Source organism: Streptomyces sp. Tu 3180 (genome assembly GCF_009852415.1).
GTDB lineage: Bacteria > Actinomycetota > Actinomycetes > Streptomycetales > Streptomycetaceae > Streptomyces.
The window spans coordinates 60,050-79,306 of sequence record NZ_WOXS01000001.1; the positions used below are offsets into that span (position 1 = coordinate 60,050).

Consider the following 19,257-nt stretch of genomic DNA (forward strand, 5'->3'; position numbering starts at 1 on the left):
GGGCGGAAGCAGGGATGATCTGCTGACACCCCCGCGCCCGGCCTCACCGTCGACCCGCACCGGCCTGCTCTGCGTCACCCTCCTGCTGCGCCTGCGCAAGGAGATCGACGGCGCCAAGCCCGGCACCGTCGTGCACGTCATTGCCACCGACCCCGCCGCCCCGCTCGACCTGCCCGCTGCCACATGACCGGTCACCACTACCTCGGCCCTGTGCTGAACTCAGCCGATGCGCCTGTGTACGCACTGCGGATCGCTGCCGGTGCACGGCTTGCCCGAGCAGGCGCCCCTGGCATGTGGATGACGCGGTCGGCTGACCGGCCCGCCTCACCTCGGCAGCTTGGCCGTGCGTTCGGGATGGGCGGTCCCCACGTAGTGCATGGCGGTCTTCTCCGTGATCCCGAACAGACGCATCAGCTTCAGCGGATCGCCGCACTCGAGCGCCTCGTTGAGAATTCGGTCCTGGCGCAGGCCGTCCAAGGTCACGCCTTTGGGCAGCACCCCTCGGAGCGTGCCGATGTTGACGGCCGGCTGGTCGGGGTCGAGCGCGGTCTTCTGGCTGACCAGCAGATGCGGGTTCGTCGAGGCCGGCCATCGGCGGTGGCGGTAGGTCAGCCACTCGGCGGCCAAGCGGTGCGTGAACTGCTCAAGGTAGAGGGTGTGCCGCAGCAGGCCGCGTTGGATCTCGACGGTGCCGCGGGCGAGGTCCACATCGGCTGTCCGGATCGCGCGGATGTCGTGGCCGGAGATCGCGTGCACAGCAGCCAGGGCGACGGTCAGGCGCCCGAGCGGAGTGGCAGCGTGGTCCAGCAGCCCGGCCAGCAGGTCGCTGGGCACGGACCGCGGCATCCCCTTCAGGTCGCCGACGGGCAGGTTTCGGGCGGGATCGCGAAAGACGACGCGTTGCCGTTTCAAGGAGCGGAACAGGCTGCGCAGGACGATGGCGAGCTGCCGTCGGGCGTGGCCGGACAGGTCGTTCACGGCGTCCTCGACCTGCTGCTGAGTGATCTCCCGCAGTGTGCCCACCCCGCTCGCCGTCCAGTCGGTGAGCACCGGCTGGACGTAGGTGAGGTAGCGGCGGATGCCGTCCCAGCTGCGGAACTCGTCCTCTCGGCGGCCTTGGCTGCGCAGCAGGTCTACCCAGGCTCGGACCTCGCTCGCGACGGGCTGCGGCAGTGCGTCGAGAGCGGCCTCGATCCAGACCAGATCGGCGTCCTGGTGGAGGTCCGGGTCGTCGACGAGCAGGCCGCGGGCGCGCAGGAACTGGCACACCGGCTTGGCGGCGAGGTTCGGATCGAGCTGGGCCAGGCCGTGGACGTCTCGCTCAAGGACGGCCGCCTCAGCACCGAGCCAGTACATGAGGATGGTGAGGGTGTGGATGTTCTTGCGGTAGTCCGGGGCCTGTTGGTCCGCACGCAGCTGGAGGTACTCCTCCACCAGGAGCCGTGCCCGCTCGGTCAGAGGCAGATCGGCCCGCGGCCGACGTCGGAGCCGGGCGAGCACCGGTGACCAGTCGCGCCGCAAGGCGAACAGCGCTTCCTGGCCGCGGGCCGTCCATCCTGCGGGTGTCTCGTCTGCGTCGGCGGCAGGCGGGGCATCGACCGGCACGGGCAGGACCGGCCCACCCACGCCAGCGGGGAGAGTGATCTCCAGTTGGGTGGCCCGGGACGTCACGGGTCTGGCTTCGTCCAGGAGGCGGTACGGATGACAGGTGCGGCAGCGGTCGGCCCGCAACGGCAAGTCCTCGCGGCGACACCGTACGCACCGGCCGCGCGGATGTCGCTCGCGCCAATGCCGGCACGGTGAGCAGCGGAACCCGGCCCGGCGGCCCACGGGCATCCAGCCGTGGCAGTCCCGGCACTGCCGCGGCGCGCGCGGCGGAACTGGTACCGGATCAGTCATGTACGGGGTGCGGGCGGGCTGGTTCGCACGGGAAAACCGCATCGGCTCCGGTGCCGCCTCCAGCAGGTCGGCCCGCAGCAAAACCAGCCGCACCGCATCGCGGTGGGTGGGCAGATCCCGCAGCATCGGCTCGGGGAGCCGGTCAGCTCCCTCGGCCTCGCGGACCGCCAGGGCGAGGTGGACCATCTCGGCAACCACGTAGTGCCAGCCCTGGCTCATGCCGTGCTCGGCCGCCATCTCCACCAGGACGGAACGGGCACGGTCCCAGCCGGACAGCGGCCGGCCGATGATCGCCCGCACAGTGGCATCGGTCAGGGTGCGCGGCACGGTGAACAGGGCGAGTTGGCGACGGAATCCCGGCTCCAGTACGGCCGCCGCTCCGGTGGGTGCCTGCTCCTGCTTGAGCTTGAGCCGCCACGCCTGGCTCACGCGGCGCCCGCCGTCGGTCCTTCGGACCAGCTTCCGGGCCTGCGTCGCGTAGTCGTGCCACGTGCCGACGATGAGCTGCACGTCGCGCGGCCGGGCTCCTGCCCCGCCCAGGGCCCACTCGGCGTCATCGACGGCCCGGATCGCCTGCAGACATGGCTTGCACAGGCCATCAGTATTCAGGTGGGCCTCGTGCCGGCACCGCGGGCATACTCCCCGCTCGGGGTACGTCCGCTTCCAGGCCCGGCAGCCGTGGCACGTCCGGGTCCACCGCAGCACCGACCAGCTCAGGCACATCTCGCAGCTGCGGGCGCTGCCACCCTCGTTCGCCATCTCCAGTTCCTCAGCTCGGAGGCAGCGAGCGCGGCCCGCCTCGGCGAGGACCGCGCGGTACCGGCCGCACCGGCCCCGGCGGCTGGACCTCGGCACCCACGGCCACGTCGCCGGCCTCCCCTGCCGGATGGGCGCCGGCGAGCGGTTCGGCCTGGAGCAGATCCGCGACGGAGCAGTCCAATGCCGCACACATCAGGTCCAGGTCGTCCAGCCGCACCGTGACCGGAGTCCCGCTCCACAGTGCGGCGACCTTGCTCAGCGAAGGGTTGAACCCCACCTGCTGGAAAGCAGCCAGCACCTCGGTCGGCCGCCACAGGTCCCGCTGAGCGGCCACCATCCGCAGATTCCACTTCACCGGAGATTTCCCTTGTCCATCACCAGTCGTTGGGCCGCCCGGGAACTCGCGGCCAGGTTCGCGTGCTCCGGGTCGGCGTGCGCAGTCGCCATGTACCGCAGGGTCGTGGTCGCCCAGTCGTGTCCGAGGACCTTCTACACCTCCCACAACGTCATCCCACGCTCGTAGTTGTGGGTCGCGCATGCATGCCGCAGCAAGTGCGGGAACAGGTCGCTGACCGATCCGCTCAGGTAGGCGCCGGCTGCTTGGTGGAAGGCCCGACGGAACGTTGAGGGGATGATCGCTGGCGCGATCGGAAGGTTCAACGCGGCCACCGCCGTGGGCTTGCGCTCCGACGGCCACAGCGGCGCCTTGGGATGCTCGACGTCGTCGCCGAACTCGCCGCGGATCTCCTCGATGTACCACCACAGCAGAGCGCGGCCCTCCTGGAACATGTACGCCTCGCGCGGCCGGGGCCCCGACCCGTGGGCGCCCTTGCCGAGCACAACGAAGCGGCCCCACTGGCCGTGCTCCCAGTGCAGGTCGCCCATGCACACCCCACACAACTCGGCCGCCCGGACACCGGACAGGTACGCGACCTTCGTCATCACGTAATCGCGGCAGGCGACCAGGTACTTCCGGGCGTTCGGTAGATCCTCACGCCAGCGGCCGAAGAAGTTCCGCAACGCCGTCTGCGAGGGCGGAATCCGCAGACCGAAATCGCCGCGATGGCGCGGCCGGTTGAACACGTCGATGGGCGACTCGACGGTCTGGCCGAAGCGGCGCATGATCTCGCCGGCGTAGCGCTGTTCGAGGAACGCGAAGTATGCGTCGATCTTGTTGATCTTGCCGCGCAGAGTCGACGGTGCACGCTTCCCAGGGCCGGCGAAATACCGGTCGACCTCGCGAGACGTGAGCTGCCACGGCACCGTGCAGTAGAGCTCACAGACCTACACCACGGGCTTGATGAGCCCATCCAGCGTCGTCGGTGCCAGGCCAGCGGCATCCCTCGCCCACTGGTACTCCGACAGCGTGTCGAGGAAGAAGCTCTCCTCGTCCTGCGCCGAGATCCGCGCCTGCCGACGACGCTGGAGCGTAACGACGTCCGCGAGCCCGCTCTCGACGGAGACCGCAGCGGGGTCCACCGGCACAGTCGGCTCCGGTCCGGGGCGCACGAGGGTCAGCACGCGAGTTTCGGAATCTGACACGAAACCGCAGATTACGGCGATCACTTGCAGAATCTGCGAGTTACTGCGGAGATCTCACACCATCGAGTGACAGGCCAGCACGGTACGATCTACCTGCTGAAATGCAGCTTCACCGCCGCCGAGTAGCCTCGGGGAACCCGCGCGTACTCCACTAGAGAACACCACGGCGCTGCGGTTGCTCAGGCTGGCCAGGCTTCTGCGGACCGCCCGCTTCCTGCCCTAGCTGCGCATCGTGCTCGTCGCGGTCGCCCGCAGCCTGCCAGGCACCCTGAGCTTCCTGCTCGTCGGCACCCTGCTGCTGTACACGAGGGGGCCGCTGAGGGGCGGAAGGGTTCGGCAACAGGGGGCGGCGGTCACGGACCGGGTTCCTTTTGAGATCGGGATCAGCTTTCCCTCTCGGCCCTGGAGCGGCGGGATTCCGGCAAAAATCCTCGATGTGACGCCGGTCATTGCCTTGTGCTCAGGTGCCCAGGCTGGGCGGCATACCGCCACTGTGCGAGGCGCCGACGCCTACCTGGCGATGCCTCCTACGGTGCGGATCGCGCAGTCCATGACCTCACATAGCCCGGCCGGCTATCGGCCGACGAGCGCCGCGTACGGGTTGTCGACCAGCAACTTCTTCATGCCGCCCACGGCCACTGCCCCAGTCAAGATGGCGACCCGGTCGAGTGGACAACTCGATGCCCTTTGCCTGCGTCAGAAACTGCGCATCGCCCCTGGTCCCCAGAGGTCGTCACGCGCCTTCCAAACGCCGGCGGGCAGGTCGTCGAGAAGGGCATCACAGGGACGGGCGTCCGACCGTTGGGAGCTGAGTGGAGCCCGGTCGGCTTCTTTCATTCGTCAGGCGGGGTGGTCAGCAGCATGACGCGCATTTGGTACCGCTGGTACCGTAGGTGCCATGTCGGATCCCAAGGCGATGAATCTGCGCTTCCCCGACCCCGCGCAGCGGGCAGCCATCGCGGCGGCCGCCAGGCAGGCGGGGGTCAGCATGCAGGAGTACATCCTCTCGGCCGCCTACGACCGGGCGACCGCGGTGGAGCGGCGGTTCCTGGAGGGCTTCAAAGCGTCCATGGCCCGCAGCGGCGCGGCTTTCGCGGCCGAGCTCAGCAGCATCGACGCCGGCACGGAGCAGCGGGCGGCCGAGCAGGAGGCGCTGCGGAAGCTGGAACAGCAGGAGCGGGGCCACGCCGCGTGAGTGAGCAGGAACCTCCTCACCCGCTCGACGTGACGTTCTTGCTGCATGCCGCCGAGCTGCTCGAGGGGGATCCGCAGGTCGACGACTACGGTCCGCTGTATGCGGCCGTGGCCCGGGTCAACGCCCGGGCGATGGAGCGGGACATCTACGGATCGCTGTACCTCAAGGCCGCCGCCCTGCTGCAGACCCTGGCGAAGCTGCCGTGCCTGGAACACTCCAACGAGGCGTTCGCCTGGCACGCGACCGAGGCCTACCTGGCCCTCAACGCACACACCCTGGACTACCCGCCCAAGGCCGCCGTCACGCTGGTACGCGACGCGGCCTCCAGTGCGCTCGGCGTCGCCCGGATCGCCCAGCAGCTGCGCGACTGGACCGCCGCCTGACCTGATCGCATCGGCCGCTTCGGCACCGCTCAAGCGCAGCGTTTCACCGCGCGGGCCGTCCTTGCTGCTGCCGCGCCCTCTATGGGCGGAAGCCCCGCGGAGGGGGTGGCGTGGGGGTCTGGGCTTGCCGGGCGGCGGCGTTCCCGCCCGGTCGGGAGGGGCGGGATGTTTGCAGGCTGTCGGGCAGGGGCGCGTCGAGGGCTGCGGCGGCCCGCTGAAGGCGCTGGCGTGTGGCCGCCTCCACCTCGGCGATCTTCTGCTGTACCGCCTGCAGTGTGCCGGGGTCCTCCAACGCCGTGCGCCACTCCTCGTGGGAGAGGGTGATCTCGTCGCCTGCGGGGCCGGTGGGCCGGGCCTGGGTGATGAGCTCGATGGGCCGCTGCTTGCGCTGGGCCACCTGCGCCCAATGGGCTGGGCCTGCTTGTCGAGGGTGGGCAAGGTCATCTAAATGCGTGGCATTGGGGGCAGGGCTGCGGTCCTGGTCCATGTCCTGGGGTGCCTTTCGGCCGGGGCTGGGCTGGTGCGCGGCCGACGGTGCCGTAGGTGCGTGGGGTGCGGCCAGGCGGGTGGTGAGCTCGGCGAGGAGGGTGGCATGGTGTGGTGGGCCTGCGGGAGGGGGTCGGGGCGTGGATGGGTGCACGGGGCGCCGGGGAAGGGGTGGGCGCGGCCGGGGAACGCCTCAAGGAGCTGGGTGAACTGGTCGTCGCACCAGGAGGGGACCCAGGCGCCGGAGCGGCACAGGAACACGGTGCGAAGGGGGCCGCGACGGGCGTCTGGTCGTCGACGTTCGTCTTGAGCGGGACCATCGGCGGATGGCTGTCCCCTCGCGGGTGCCAGGCGGGATAGGTGAGCAGGAGCCGCGAGCCCTTCGCGTGGTGGACGAGCATCCAGTCCTCGCAGGAGTACTCCCCCGCGCGCTCCACTCCTGGAAAGTCCGCGGACCGCCCTGGTGCGGGTAGCCGCTGTCGTGGTGGGCGTCGAAGAGGTGCACCTCCTGCCAGGCCGCAGCGGTGCCGTCGAACAGGGCGTAGTGGGCCGGGGTGAGGCGGCCGGCGTAGCGGTTGGAGTCGGCGTAGAACAGCGGCGGGCGGGTGGAAGTGATGGTGAACCGGTCCCAGAAGCCGTCGAGGCCCTCGCAGCGCGGCGGGGTGATGCCGGCGCGGTAGAAGTCCTCGGCGCGGAACGTCCAGATACCGTCCTGCAGGAAGGGCACCGCCTCGGTGTGGGCCCAGTCGTACAGCAGGGGGTCACCACGGTGCGGGACCGGCAGTCCTTCGAGGGGGTTGTGGAAGAAGAAGTCGAAGTCAACGACCAACAACCGGCCCTGCCGTCCTTCTTGCATGGATCCCCCCCCCAGTCCGGCCGGTTCGCGGCGGGGCTCATTCTCCACGGCCCGGCCGGCCGCAGCATGCGGATCCCGGTTTCGCTCCTGCAGGGACAGCGCCTGCGCCAGGACGACCGCAACGGCGTTCGGGAAGGCTGTTCCCTGCTGTCTAGCAGCGGTACGAAGGCGGTGCGCAGGGCGGCGGGCGAGGGCCAAGGACCGTGCCGGTGGACGCAACTCCTCTGCTCCTCAGCGATGGGGTGGGTCCAGGCGTGGCTGCCTGGTCAGCCGTCGAGCGCGGCGGAGGGTGTGTCTCCGTTCTGGGCCTGCTGGGCCCGCTTGGCGAGCACTGTGGCCAGGTCCTGGACACCGTTCTCGTCGATGCCGTCCTTGTTCGCGGAAGCCGCCAGGGTCCACAGCAGCGTCGTGCCGACTCGGGTCTGGGTCACGGCGCCGGGTTCGCCGCGGAAGCCGGAGGAACCGAACCGGGCGTCGCGCTCGTCACCGATCGGGCCGAGCCCGAACCTCTTCGCCCTCTGTCCCGCCCTCTTGCCGTAGTAGCCGTCCCAGAGCACGTCGTACGCCTTTCGGGCGGCCTGTTCGCTGTCGTAGGCGATGATCAGAAAGGTGACGGTGGCGGCGTTGTCGTGGTGCCGGAGGGTCGAGGCGCCGTAGAAGCGGGAGTTCTCGCAGCCCGCGTTGTCCTTGATGGGGCAGGCCTGCGAACGGTAGAGCTTGTCCATCTCGACGGCCGTGGGCCGAGCGGACTCCTTCCAGCCCGTCATGGCTTCGCCGTCCGGCAGCGTCTGCCGTACCTGTTCTTTCGTGAGCGTCACCGCCTTGCCGGTTCCGCTGTCGCTCTTTGCGCCGCCGCAGCCGGCCAGCAGCAGTACCGCCGCGGCCGCCACGCACCACTGGTAGTTCCTCATGGCCATGCCACCACCCCTCGGGCAGTGATCCTACGCGGACCGTCTTCACACAGAGGGTGTTGTCCATGACCCCCACCCAAGAACTGCGCTCAGCGCAATCTTTTGCAGCCATCGCAAACATGCATCCGATTGAAGAACTGGCCACCCTGCGCCACCCGTTGCCCGAACCGGGCACCGTTACCCCCCGCGGACTGCTACGACGACGCCTGCGCGCAGGCCCTCGAGCAGCGCAAGCAGGACGTACTCAACCTGGAGGCCGCCAGTGACGGACTCGAGAGGGACCCGCTGCTGCTGGCGCTGGAGGAACTGAGGGCGCAGGAGGCCGTCGACGCGCGGATCCGCCAACTGCTGGCTTATGGGAGGGAGTTCTACGGCAGCCGCCCCTACGGACTGGAGGAACTCGCTCGCGCCGCCGGGTACAGCTTCTCCGGGGTACGCACTGCGTACGGCGAGACGGAGATTCGGCAGGTCGCCGTGCAGATCGGCCGGGAGCCCAACCGGTCGCGCCGCAACACCGCCAGAGAGGTCAGGTGAGCACGACGAACGGCCGGGCGGCGACGGCCTGCACATCGGCCAGTACGCCGCCGGACAGCGGTTCCTCTTTCGCGCCCATCCCGGGCAAGGGCTGACCACCCTGGCCGACTGGCTCGCCTTCATCGACCGGCCCGGGATGGCGCTCCGTGCCGAGCATGGCCTCACCGTCAGCGTGCAGGAGGTGCAGCAGACGATGACTGCTGCCACCGACGATCAGGGCCTGTCGCTGCGTGCCCGCTTCCGCGGCAGCGACGAGGACCGGTACGTCACCTCCGGCGGTCACGCCTTCTCCCGCCGCGCCTTGTGCTGAGCAGTTGCGAGGGCGGCGCGTACTCTTCGCCGGTACACGCCGCCCTCGCACTTCACTCCCCAGTCGAGTCCCGTCTGCCCGCGGCCGGGCCACTCACACCGCCCCGGCCCGGTGAACGGGACCCCGTACAGCCGGGCGCCTCCTCTCGGCCGGCTGTCCCAGGGCCGCCCCGGCGGGGCAGCGGGGCGGGCGGCAGCAGGTCGGCCGCGGCTTGGGGGTCAGCTGTGGTAGCTGATGTAGCCGTTGCCGTCGCGGTCGTTGGCCGTCTTGGTGTAGGAGTGCACGTCCGCGCGGGCGCCGGAGGGCTTGTACAGGTAGATGGTGTCCTTGTCGTTGTTCCACAGGAAGTTGCAGTTGTCGCGGTAGACGACGTTGCCCGCGTCGGAGTCGGTGCCGTGGCCGCCGCGCAGCTTGATGTAGTCGCCGGGCTGCAGGTAGTGGTTGGCGGTGAAGGCGAAGCGGTTGCCGGCGGCGTCCTTGACGACGTAGCCCTTGAGGTTGACGGTCGCCGACGCGGAGTAGTTCTTGACCGTCAGGTACTCCTCGTCGGTGTTGCCCGTCGAGCAGCTGTTGGAATCGGGTCCGGGGGCGTCGTACTGGATCCCGCGGACCTTCACAGCGGAGCTGTACTCGGCGGCCTGCGCCGACGCGGCAGGGATCAGGGCGGCCAGGGTTCCGGCGGTGACGGCGGCGGCCAGGATCGAACGGATACGCAAGAGAGTGCTCCCCCTACAGGTGAACGAACGCTGCTACGTGGGAGGGGACCGGCAGGAATCTGTCCTGGTTGCACGGCGAACAGCCTGTCACTCTTTCGGGTGACTTCGGTGGACCGCCGGAAGGATGTGCAGTCTTTCAAGCCCGGGGGCTTCGCACCACTGGCAGCAGCTGGCGTTTCGCAGCCCCTGCCAGTGGCCCTGCTCACCCTTCGCGCGATGGCCAGGGGAACATCCCTGCGTAGGATGTTTTCGAGCAGAACGGTGTGGGGTGATCAGTTCTCCGAGGGGATGCGGGCGGCGATCTCCTTCGCCAGCCGGTTTGCCTCCTGCGACAGCGGCCCCTCTCCCTCTTGTGCGATGGTCAGCAGCAGCCGCAGCAGGTCGTGCGCTTCCTCGAGCGTCAGCAGCGCCAGCCGCTCGGCGGTGTGGTCCACCGGCGCGAAGTCGATCTCGTCGAGGTCGAGGTGCTCGTAGTCGTCCATATCCTCGGCAACGGCTGTGCCCGCCCGCCGGTCACGGGCCGGCCCGGTGCGGTGCGGGCGGTGCGGTAGGACCATTGCCACCACGCGGGTGATGTCCCTCGCAACAGATCGTGTCGGGGCTGCGCGGGCCGCTATCAACGGCACATGATCTCCATCGTGTTGCGCGGCCTTGCCGCCGCCGTGCTCGCCGTCCTGCCCCTGGTCGTCTCCCCCGCTTCCGCGCACGCGGCGGAGGTCCTGCCGCTGGCCGAGGCGGTCGCCCGCCTGCCGGTAGGAACGGAGTCCCGCGAGGGCTACAGCCGGGACAGCTTCCGGCACTGGAACACCGGGCTGGATCCGGCCGACGGCTGTAACACCCGCGCCGAGGTCCTCATCGACGAGGCCATCGAGACCCCCGCCGTGGGGGCCGGCTGCCGCCTGACGGGTGGACGCTGGTTCTCCTACTACGACGCCATCTGGGTGACCTCCGCCTCGAGCCTGGACATCGACCACATGGTCCCCCTCGCCGAGGCCTGGGACTCCGGCGCCTCCGCATGGAGCGCTCAGCGCCGTGAGGCCTACGCCAACGACCAGGGCGCCCCGCAGTCGCTGGTCGCGGTCACCGCCGGCTCCAACCGCTCCAAGGCCGACCAGGACCCCGCCCAGTGGCTGCCGCCCGCCGCCGACGTGCACTGCCGCTACACCGCCGAATGGGTCGCCACCAAACTCCGCTGGAACCTGACCGCCGACACCGCCGAGCGGGCCGCACTGACCGAGCTGGCCGCCGCCTGCCCCGACCAGGCCGTCAGCTACGAGCCCGCCTCTTAGATCACGCCAGGCCCGGGTGCCCCCGCAGGAAGCAGCTCCGCCCCGGCCAGGTGGCCGGGGCGGAGCTGATCAGCTTGTGTGGTCGCGAAGGGCGGTCGCCTACGCGGCGAAAGGCTCTGCAGGGCTTCAGCCGAACGATCGTCCCTGCAGGCAATAGGTGAGGCCCGGGGACACTGTCCCCTCCACGACCACACCCCGCACAACCACGCCCGCCCGCGGATTGTTCCCACCCCCTCTCCCCCACCGCGTCAAAGGAGCTCCGCGCCCGGCGGGCACCCTGCGTCCCGGCTCGGGGGACACGGAACGCAGGGGCCGCATCAATTCTTCTCCACCCAGGCGCGACGCGGATGCACCGCGCCGCGCCGACACCATCACCGCGGCGAACACGCGGCTCATCACCGCCCAAGCCGACATCCCGATCGTGCGCTACTGGGGCGACGGGCTGCTCGCCTCCGTGGACGGGCTGCGGTTCGTCATCCCCGTCCGCACGGTCAGCGCAGCGCCGTCGCCGAAGTATTTCGGGTTCAAGCGCAGCATCACCTGGCTCAACGCGGTCAACGACCAGGTCGCGGGCATTGGGCAGATGGTCGCGCCCGGCACCCCGCGCGACTCCCTGCATATTCTGGACGCGCTGCTGCACTTCGATGGCAGGGTCAAGCCGGAGATGGTAGCGACCGACAACGCCTCGTACTCCGGCATGGTGTTCGACCTGCTCGAGATCCTCGGCTACAACTTCAGCCCCAGGTTCCGCGACCTACACGACCAGCGGTTCTGGCGGGCCACCATGCCCAGCGTCGAGACCGGCAGCTATGGCACGCGGGAGGATCTGGCCCGCAACCGCGTGAACCCGAACAAGGTGATCACGCACTGGCCGGACATACTGGAGGTCGCCGCTTCCCTGGTCACCAACCAGGTCCGCGCCTACGACCTGCTGCGCATGTTCGGACGTGAGGGGCGCCCGACCCTGCTGAGGGCGGCATTCGCGGAGTACGGGCGGATCGCCAAGACCGAGCACCTGCTCCGCGTGGTCGACCCGGTCGACGACACCTACCGCCGCCAAATGAACCGGCAGCTCACCGTGCAGGAGTCCCGCCACAAACTCGCGAGGGACGTGTGTCACGGAAAGCGCGGCACCATCCACCAGGCGTACCGCGACGGCCTGGAGGACCAGCTCGGCGCGCTCGGCCTGGTCCTAAACGCCATCGTCCTGTGGACGACGAAATACATCGACGCCGCCGTCCCCCAGCTCCGCGCCGAGGGCCACGAACTGCGGGACGAGGACATCGCCCGGCTCTCCCCCCTCAAGCACCGCAACCTGAACCTGCTCGGCCGCTACAGCTTCACCGCCAGCGTCCCGACTGCCGGCGCCCTGCGCCCGCTGCGCGACCTGGAGGCGCCGGAGCTGGACGAGGACGACGACGGGAGTGAGAGAGACTGAAGCGGCCGGGGCGATGCCGGGGGAGCGATTTCGGCATCGCCAACGTCGTGTGATGCGGCGGAGGATCGGACCGATGGCGGTGATGCTTCTCGCCGTGAGGCTTGCTACCGGGTGCGTTGCTGGGTTTCGGCGAGCCGCGCGAGGGCGGCGGCCATGCCGGGCAGGATGTCGGCGGGGATGTGGTCGAGGACGCGCTGGCGGGCGCTGGCTAGGTGGGTGGGCTGGGCGGCCCGCAAGGCCCGGAGGCCGGGTTCGGTAAGGACGGCTTCGCTGCCGCGGGCGTCCCGGCCGTGGCGTTCCTTGCGTACCATGCCGTGGCGCGCAAGCCCCTCGACGATACGAGTGATGCGAGAGGGCGTCAGGCCGGAAGCCGCGGCCAGCGCGGACATGCGCATACGGTGCTCGGGTGTTTCGCTCAGGAGCAGGAGGACGGCGAATTCGGTCATGGTCACGCTGGTGCGGGACATGTCCTCCTCCAGCAGGCGCGGCAGGGAGTGCACCAGGCGGCCCAGGCTCTGCCATAGCAGCAGTTCGTCGCCGGTGAGGTGATCGGTCGCGGGTGAGGTGTCGGCCATGCCTCTACTCTATTTGACGAAGCAAGCAACTAGGGTAATTATTGCTGAAGCAAGCAATTAAGGAGGCTGGGGTTATGAGTACCTTGGCATCAGCCCCGGCGGGGTTCGAGCACGCGCGGGCCGACCTCGATGGCGTGCGTATCCACTACGTGACCGGCGGAGCGGGCCCCGTGGTGGTTCTCGTGCACGGCTGGCCGTTCACCTGGATCGAATGGCGTGCGGTCATGTCGCTGCTGGCCGAGCATGGATTCACCGTCATCGCGCCCGACCTGCGTGGCTCGGGCGACTCGCAGATCCCGGCCGGGCACTGGACCAAACGCGAGGAGGCCGGTGACCTCCACCGGCTCCTGCGGCACCTCGGCCACGAGCGCGCCTTCGTCATCGGCACCGACGTCGGCACCATGACCGCGCACGCCTGGGCCCAGCACCACCCCGCGGACGTGGAGCGGCTCGTGCTCAGCGAGGCGTTCCTGCCTGGCTTCGGTCTGGAGGAGCACATGAACCCCGCAACCGGCGGTTCATGGCACTTCGGGTTCCACGCGCAGAGCGAGCTGGCAGCCATGCTCACCGCTGGCAAGGAGGAGCAGTACCTGGCCGGGTTCTGGTCGGTGATGACCTGCGGCGGCATCACTGACGCCGACCGCGCGGACCTGCTACGCGTCTACACGCGGCCCGACGCGATGCGCGGAGGGTTCGAGCACTACGCCACCCTCGTCGAAGATGGGCAGCGGGCCCGCGCCGGGGACCGCCTGGCCATGCCCGTTCTCGTCCTGAACGGCGAGCATGGACTGCCTCAGAGCATCCTGCTGGACGGCGCCCGCGACATCGCTGACGACGTGCGCGCCGACATCGTCCCGGACGCGGCCCACACATTCGCTGCCGACAACCCCGCCTGGACGGCCGACCGGCTCGCCCGGTTCTTCTCCATCACACCCGCCGCCTGACACGCGAAGACCCCCGAGTGCCGCCCCGAAGTCGGAGCCGTCGGGCACAGTGCGGCGGGTGATCTTCCCCGTGGTCGGTGGTGAAAAGACGTTCAAGGCCCTGGCGGCGGAGATTGCGGCGAACGAGGCCCGCTATAAGACCCGGGTGCGCACGGTGCTGCGCTCGTCGTACTCGGCGCACTGGCGGCGGATGCTCGCGCCACTGCTGAAGGCGCTGGAGCTGAAGTGCAACAACACCGCCTATCGGCCGGTGATGGATGCGATCGACCTGCTGAAGCGGTATCTGGAGCAGCCGCTGAAGGAGGGCGCGTTCTTCGACCCGGCGGAGACGGTGCCGCTGGAGGGCGTGATCCCCGAGCAGTGGCGGGTGGCGGTGGTGGACGACAAGGGCCGGGTCGAGCGCATTCCGTACGAGCTGTGCGTGCTCGTGTCGCTGCGGGATGCGCTGCGGCGCCGCGAGATCTCAAGCGATCGAGGAACTCGGGCGGGCGGTGCGCACCTCGTTCGTCTGCGACTACCTCGCCGACGTCGAGCTGCGGCAGGAGATCCACGAGGGCTTGCAAGTCGTGGAGAACTGGAACAACGCGAACAAAGACTTCTTCTACGGCAAGGACGGCGACCTCGCCGGGCAGGACAAGGAGTCCCAGGAGGTGTCCATGCTCGCCCTCCACTTGCTCCAGTCCGCCCTGGTCCACGTCAACACGCTGCTGATGCAGCAGGTCCTCGCCGACCCGAAGTGGGCCGACACGCTCACCGATGCGGACCGGCGGGCACTGTCGCCGTTGTTCTGGACGCATGTGAACCCGTACGGCAGGTTCGAGCTGGACATGAACAGCCGCCTCGACCTGGGCCTGGAGTTGACCCCAGCAGCGACGGTGCCCGGCCCGCGCGCTTCCGAGGGCCAGGGCGCCAGGGCATCCACCTGACCAGAGCCGGGCGCACGGTGGAGGGGCCGGACGGGTGCGCCGCTGTGCGTACATCGTCTGAATCCACTCCGCCGCCCCGCCCTTGGCGGTGATCTTCCCGCGCTCGTCCTGCAGGTACAGGTCCTCGGATGAGGACGGCGCCAGCCGGGGAAGGGAAGCGGCCGTGCTCAGAGCACGGGGCCCTCGGCGGCCGCCAGCATGTTCTCGATGAGGTCAGCAGCGCGCGGGGTGCCGCCCTCGGCCCGGGTAGCGGCCTGCAACTGCTTGGACCGGTCAACGCGTTCCGGATCCGTGACCAGGTCATTCAGCGCCGCGCGAAGGGTCTCGGCGATGGCGTCAGCGGTGTCCACACGGCGGGCGACGCCGAGTTCCACGAGCCGGTCGGCGTTCATGAACTGCTCGGCTCCCTGCGGCACGGCGATCATGGGAACGCCGGCGAGGAGCCCTTCGCCGCAGCCGCCCATGCCGGCGTGGGTGACGAAGGCGTCGGCCTGTTCCAGGACTGCCCGCTGCGGGATCCAGGAGTGCACTTCGACGTTGGGCGGGATGGTGCCGAGTTCCTCCGGGTCGGTGTACTTTCCGATCTGGAGTACGACGTGCCAGCCGGGCAGGTCGCCGAAGGCCGCGATGCACTGGCGGTAGAACGCGGGCTGGCGCGTGTACGCGGAGCCGAGCGAGATCAGCAGCACGTTGTCCGCGGTCGCCGGGCGGGTCCAGCCGTCCGTGTCCGCTCGGGTGTCGAAGCAGGGGCCGACGAAGGTCACCGTGTCGGTGTCGACTCGATCGGCGTGCGGCTGCATCGCTCGCGGGATCAGGGCGAGGGCTCGGGCGGGTGGGCCGGAGAACGTGTCCACGTCCGTGGTGGTGGCGCCGCAGTCGGCGAGCCACCGTGCGAACCTGTCCCGGTACGCGTCGGCGCCGGGCAGCTTCCGCAGATGCGCCGCGACTTCCTCCTGGTAGCCGTCCCAGCCGACGAACGTCGGGGACAGTTGCAGGAGGGGACGGCCCTGGGCTTCGGCGAGGGCGCGCGCGGCATAGGCGCCGATGTCGTAGAGGTACAGGTCGGCCGGATCGTCGTCGTAGGCGGCGCGCAGTTGCGGGAGCGCCTGGACGGCGTCGTCGAGGAAGAGGCTCGCCGCGGCGATGGGATCGGCAGGCCAGGCGTTGTCCTCGACGGGCAACGTGGAGGTGCACGGCACCAATTCCGCGCCGGCGGATTCGATCCGGTCGGCCACGATCGGGTCGTTGGCGTAGGTGACCCGGTGCCCGCGGGCCACCAGCTCACGGATGAGCGCGAGGCTGGGCAGGACATGGCTGACGATGGGGACGCCGACCATCGCGATATGGGCGCGGGGACGGGACATGGGCGATCACTCGTTTCTGGCGCGGGACGGGTGCGGGCGGTGTGGCGAGGACGCGGTGTCAGGGCTGGTCGATCTGCGCGGCGGCCTCCTCCATGTCGGCGACGGTCCCCGACATGATCGTCCGTACATGCCGGGTGATGGACTGCACGGGCCAGTCCCACCACGCCACGGCGAGGAGCCGGGCGATGTCCGCAGCGTCGTAGCGGGTGCGGATGAGCCGGGCGGGGTTGCCGCCGACGATGCCGTAGTCGGGGACATCGCCGGTGACCACGGCGCCGGCGGCGATGATCGCGCCGTGGCCGATGCGTACACCGGGCATGACCGTGGCGCCGTGGCCGAACCACACGTCGTTGCCGACAACTGTGTCGCCCCGGCCGGGCAGGTCGGTGATCAGGTCGAAGTGCTCCGCCCAGGAGCCCCCCATCGTGGGGAACGGGAAGGTGGAAGGACCGTCCATGCGATGGTTTGCGCCGTTCATGATGAACCGGGTGCCCGTCCCCAACGCGCAGTACTTCCCGATGACAAGCCGCTCGGGGCCGTAGTGGTACAGGACGTTGCGCGTCTCGAATGCGGTCGGGTCGTCCGGATCGTCGTAGTAGGTGAAGTCACCGACCTCGATCAGCGGCGACTTCACCAGCGGCTTGAGCAGAACCACGCGCGGGTGCTCGGGCATCGGGTGGAGCACGGTGGGGTCAGCGGGAACGGGCGGCATCGCGAAGGCGGTTCCTCTCTAGCGGACCTAGAGCGACAACTGTCGCATTAAGATGCTGGCACAGCCCTGCCGTCTTGATCAACCGGATACTGATTGCCGATGACAGACCCACTGGACACGACGTCGGACCGCCGTCCGGGCGGTCGCACCTCCCGCATCCGCGCCCAGGTTCTCGATGCGGTGCGCACCGAACTCGCTGAAGGCGGTCACGAAGGACTCACCATGGAGGGTGTGGCGACGCGGGCCGGAGTGCACCGCGCCACGGTCTACCGGCGTTGGCGCGATGTTGGCGGCCTGCTCGCCGACGTCATCAACGCCGCCGGCGAGATCGACTGGCAGCCGCCGGACACCGGCTCCCTGCGCGGTGATCTGACGGCCCTCAACCAGGAGATCCAGGAATCCCTGGTCGTACAGCCGTCGCTCGCCATCGCCCTGATGGCCGCCTCGTTCCACTCCGAACAAGCCGCGCGGGCCCAGACGAAGTTGTGGACGGACCGGTACGCCCAGTGCGAGATCCTCGTCGAGCGCGCCACCGAGCGCGGTGAACTCCCCGCACAGCACACGGACGCGCGGAGTCTGTTGATCGCCGCCACTGCGCCCCTCTACCACCAGCTAGTGCTCCTGCGCGCCGATCCGGACCCCCAACTCCCGGAACAGGCCGCGGAGGCGGCAGTCCTGGCGGCTGCCGCGGGGGCCTTCTCCGTCCGTCGGGAAGAGAGCGTGTGATTGAGGAGATAGGGAGCAAACAGCCGCGAGGTCAACTTTTGAGGGCTCACCTACGGCGGCGGGCGGCCGGGTCGCGCTCGGCGACGTGCCGGGCGACCGCGTCCACGCCGGGGCGGGCGTATCGCTCCAGGGAGCGGACGGAGGCGTGGCGGGAGCGGGCCAGCAGCATTGGGGTGGAGGTGCCGCCCTCGGCGTCGTGGGTGAGCGCACTGTGGCGGAGCCGGTGCAGGGTCCAGTCGTCCAGGCCCTCGATGTCCTCGGGTGAGGCGAGGTCCTCGGATGAGGCGAGCGGGTTGGCCAGAGCCGGGTGTTCTCCTCGAAGATCTCCTCAGCCCGACGGTAGGAGAGCCGGGCATGGCCGGTCTCCGGGCACACGTCCATCGTCGGCGTTCCGGCGGGGGCCCTGCGGCCGGTGAGGAACAGCGGGCCGTGGTTACGGCCGGCGATCAGCCGGGGCAGCAGTTGGGCGGCGCCGGACTGCCAGTGGATCCACTCGGTCGCCCCGCTCTTGGCCAGGGTCCGGCCGCGCTTGTCGCCCGGGTGCAGGTCCTCGACGTTCAGGCACAGGATCTCCTCCGCCCGGGCCGCCTATTCGTAGAGCATCTTCTCCCGCAGCGCGACGTCCAGGCGCCAAAGGGCGGCGATCTGGTTCTCCGAGAAGGCCTTCGTGCAGTCCGGCGGCGCCGGGCGCCACTCCATGCCGATCGTCGGGTCGCAGGCGATCCAGCTCTGCCGCTGCCACCAGCCGATCGCCTTGCGCGTGATCGACAGCTCCCGGTGACGGTGTCGGCGTCCATCTCGTCCGCCCGCGCCGCCGCCAGCTCGGCCAATACCTCCGGCAGCACCGGGTGGTCAATCGCGGCGATGGGGATTAGGGGCGGCTTCGCGCCGCGCCGGGCGGGCCCGGTCGGCGCGCGCTCGCCGGCGAACATCCACCCCCACGTCGTCAGTGGGATCCGGTAGATCCGCGCGGAGGACTTCGCGATGCCCGCGCCGGTGAGGTACCGCTCGACCGCCGCGGTGTACGTGGCCGGAGGGGCGGACATAGGCACGACGCGGGCGCGCGGCAATCGAAGCGCGCCTCCTGCTCTGAGTTCGATTGCTAGTTCGATCGCCACGCCTGGCCTGCCCTTCCGGCACTGCCGCAGCAAATGCGTACACCTCGCCCTGGCGGCCGGAGTGGTTCGCCGCAGCCCGCGATGATCGCGGTAAGGGATCCGCCGCAGTAAATCCGGCATTTACTGCGGCAGCGCCCTGACGAGACATCAGGCCACGAAAGTCCGATAAGCCGACCCCGAAACGGAACCGTCGTTGCCAACCGCTGCACCGTCAACCTTCACGGCGAACACAGCCCCGAGCGTTACCCAGCGCTACATGTCCGTTCGCCGTAGCTATACGAGAACAGGGCCGATGAAGGGGACGCACGCGGTGCCCCAGGTCGTCATCGTCGGCAAGCTCTGCTCCTACGGCGCCGCCTATCGCGCGGTCATGCCCTCCGTGGAGCACCGCTCGCACAAGGGGACTGAACAACCGGGCGGAGAACAGCCGTCAACCAGCGAGGCAACGTGAACGGGCGATGAAGGGCTTCCGCTCGGCGAGCCCCACTCAAAGGTTCCTGCCCTCGCTCAGTAGTACCCCGCCCCGCTTCCGGCCCTGCCGTCACCTGATGACCGCCTCCGGACACCGAGTCGG

19 protein-coding genes and 4 pseudogenes are annotated in these 19,257 nt (G+C 69.6%); 10 read left to right on the plus strand and 13 right to left on the minus strand.

The window, feature by feature from the left end; translation table 11 throughout:
* Positions 1-324: 324 nt before the first annotated feature.
* The 3 genes and pseudogenes from GL259_RS00330 to GL259_RS00340 form a co-directional block, all read right to left on the minus strand.
* A complete protein-coding gene (locus GL259_RS00330; RefSeq protein ID WP_159528394.1) occupies positions 325-2,622 on the minus strand; it encodes a hypothetical protein in 2,298 nt (765 codons plus the stop codon).
* 46 nt (positions 2,623-2,668) lie between these two features.
* A complete protein-coding gene (locus GL259_RS00335; protein WP_208026382.1) occupies positions 2,669-3,013 on the minus strand; it encodes a helix-turn-helix transcriptional regulator in 345 nt (114 codons plus the stop codon).
* Positions 3,010-4,137 (minus strand): annotated as a pseudogene (locus GL259_RS00340) (site-specific integrase). The gene GL259_RS00335 and the pseudogene GL259_RS00340 overlap by 4 nt, the downstream one beginning before the upstream one ends.
* Before the next feature lie 211 nt (positions 4,138-4,348).
* Here GL259_RS00340 and GL259_RS38110 point away from each other — a divergent pair.
* From GL259_RS38110 to GL259_RS00350, 3 genes and pseudogenes are all read left to right on the plus strand, one after another.
* Positions 4,349-4,580 (plus strand): annotated as a pseudogene (locus tag GL259_RS38110) (ion transporter); the annotation flags it as partial.
* A gap of 518 nt (positions 4,581-5,098) precedes the next feature.
* On the plus strand, positions 5,099-5,395 hold the full coding sequence (locus tag GL259_RS00345; RefSeq protein ID WP_243762142.1) for a hypothetical protein: 297 nt from the start codon (positions 5,099-5,101) through the stop codon (positions 5,393-5,395).
* Positions 5,392-5,778, plus strand: a complete 387-nt coding sequence (locus GL259_RS00350) for a fic family toxin-antitoxin system, toxin component (protein WP_159528166.1) — start codon at positions 5,392-5,394, stop codon at positions 5,776-5,778. Before GL259_RS00345 ends, GL259_RS00350 begins: the two co-directional genes overlap by 4 nt.
* A gap of 79 nt (positions 5,779-5,857) precedes the next feature.
* On the opposite strand, the gene GL259_RS00355 is transcribed toward GL259_RS00350, so the two are convergent.
* The 3 genes from GL259_RS00355 to GL259_RS00365 form a co-directional block, all read right to left on the minus strand.
* Positions 5,858-6,175 carry a hypothetical protein gene (locus GL259_RS00355; RefSeq protein ID WP_159528168.1) on the minus strand — a complete coding sequence of 106 codons (318 nt, stop codon included), beginning with the start codon at positions 6,173-6,175 and terminating at the stop codon, positions 5,858-5,860.
* A gap of 282 nt (positions 6,176-6,457) precedes the next feature.
* Complete coding sequence (locus GL259_RS00360) at positions 6,458-7,096, minus strand: hypothetical protein (protein WP_159528170.1); 639 nt, start codon at positions 7,094-7,096, stop codon at positions 6,458-6,460.
* 290 nt (positions 7,097-7,386) lie between these two features.
* Positions 7,387-8,037, minus strand: coding sequence for a hypothetical protein (locus tag GL259_RS00365; RefSeq protein WP_159528172.1), 651 nt, complete (start codon positions 8,035-8,037; stop codon positions 7,387-7,389).
* Positions 8,038-8,160: 123 nt separating this feature from the next.
* Here GL259_RS00365 and GL259_RS37515 point away from each other — a divergent pair, with 123 nt between their 5' ends.
* Entirely contained in the window at positions 8,161-8,565 is a 405-nt protein-coding gene (locus GL259_RS37515; RefSeq protein ID WP_166461393.1) for a hypothetical protein, read from the plus strand.
* Here GL259_RS37515 and GL259_RS38115 read toward each other — a convergent pair.
* The 3 genes from GL259_RS38115 to GL259_RS00380 form a co-directional block, all read right to left on the minus strand.
* The gene (locus tag GL259_RS38115) at positions 8,558-8,722 is read right to left on the minus strand and encodes a hypothetical protein (protein WP_243762143.1); all 165 of its coding nucleotides are present in this window, start codon (positions 8,720-8,722) and stop codon (positions 8,558-8,560) included. The genes GL259_RS37515 and GL259_RS38115 overlap by 8 nt on opposite strands.
* A gap of 371 nt (positions 8,723-9,093) precedes the next feature.
* Complete coding sequence (locus tag GL259_RS00375; RefSeq protein ID WP_159528174.1) at positions 9,094-9,591, minus strand: lamin tail domain-containing protein; 498 nt, start codon at positions 9,589-9,591, stop codon at positions 9,094-9,096.
* A gap of 272 nt (positions 9,592-9,863) precedes the next feature.
* Complete coding sequence (locus GL259_RS00380; RefSeq protein ID WP_166461394.1) at positions 9,864-10,073, minus strand: DUF6417 family protein; 210 nt, start codon at positions 10,071-10,073, stop codon at positions 9,864-9,866.
* Between the two features lie 144 nt (positions 10,074-10,217).
* Here GL259_RS00380 and GL259_RS00385 point away from each other — a divergent pair, with 144 nt between their 5' ends.
* Complete coding sequence (locus GL259_RS00385) at positions 10,218-10,880, plus strand: HNH endonuclease family protein (protein WP_159528176.1); 663 nt, start codon at positions 10,218-10,220, stop codon at positions 10,878-10,880.
* 358 nt (positions 10,881-11,238) lie between these two features.
* Positions 11,239-12,318: pseudogene (locus GL259_RS00390) on the plus strand (transposase); the annotation flags it as partial.
* A gap of 104 nt (positions 12,319-12,422) precedes the next feature.
* Here the strand turns inward: GL259_RS00390 and GL259_RS00395 are convergent.
* A complete protein-coding gene (locus GL259_RS00395; protein WP_159528178.1) occupies positions 12,423-12,893 on the minus strand; it encodes a MarR family transcriptional regulator in 471 nt (156 codons plus the stop codon).
* A 74-nt stretch (positions 12,894-12,967) separates the two neighbouring features.
* On the opposite strand from GL259_RS00395, the gene GL259_RS00400 reads away from it, so the two are divergent.
* Entirely contained in the window at positions 12,968-13,837 is an 870-nt protein-coding gene (locus GL259_RS00400) for an alpha/beta hydrolase (RefSeq protein ID WP_159528180.1), read from the plus strand.
* A 491-nt stretch (positions 13,838-14,328) separates the two neighbouring features.
* The gene (locus GL259_RS00405) at positions 14,329-14,763 is read left to right on the plus strand and encodes a Tn3 family transposase (protein WP_159528183.1); all 435 of its coding nucleotides are present in this window, start codon (positions 14,329-14,331) and stop codon (positions 14,761-14,763) included.
* A 167-nt stretch (positions 14,764-14,930) separates the two neighbouring features.
* Here the strand turns inward: GL259_RS00405 and GL259_RS00410 are convergent, their stop codons facing one another.
* Together GL259_RS00410 and GL259_RS00415 are read right to left on the minus strand one after the other, a co-directional pair.
* The gene (locus GL259_RS00410; RefSeq protein ID WP_208026383.1) at positions 14,931-16,127 is read right to left on the minus strand and encodes a macrolide family glycosyltransferase; all 1,197 of its coding nucleotides are present in this window, start codon (positions 16,125-16,127) and stop codon (positions 14,931-14,933) included.
* A 58-nt stretch (positions 16,128-16,185) separates the two neighbouring features.
* On the minus strand, positions 16,186-16,839 hold the full coding sequence (locus tag GL259_RS00415; protein WP_159528185.1) for a CatB-related O-acetyltransferase: 654 nt from the start codon (positions 16,837-16,839) through the stop codon (positions 16,186-16,188).
* A gap of 99 nt (positions 16,840-16,938) precedes the next feature.
* Here GL259_RS00415 and GL259_RS00420 point away from each other — a divergent pair, with 99 nt between their 5' ends.
* Complete coding sequence (locus GL259_RS00420) at positions 16,939-17,565, plus strand: TetR/AcrR family transcriptional regulator (protein WP_159528187.1); 627 nt, start codon at positions 16,939-16,941, stop codon at positions 17,563-17,565.
* A gap of 46 nt (positions 17,566-17,611) precedes the next feature.
* Here the strand turns inward: GL259_RS00420 and GL259_RS37890 are convergent, their stop codons facing one another.
* Positions 17,612-17,734 carry a PmrA gene (locus tag GL259_RS37890; protein WP_208026384.1) on the minus strand — a complete coding sequence of 41 codons (123 nt, stop codon included), beginning with the start codon at positions 17,732-17,734 and terminating at the stop codon, positions 17,612-17,614.
* A gap of 1,262 nt (positions 17,735-18,996) precedes the next feature.
* Here GL259_RS37890 and GL259_RS38120 point away from each other — a divergent pair.
* Positions 18,997-19,183, plus strand: a pseudogene (locus GL259_RS38120) (DDE-type integrase/transposase/recombinase); the annotation flags it as partial.
* Between the last annotated feature and the right edge of the window lie 74 nt (positions 19,184-19,257).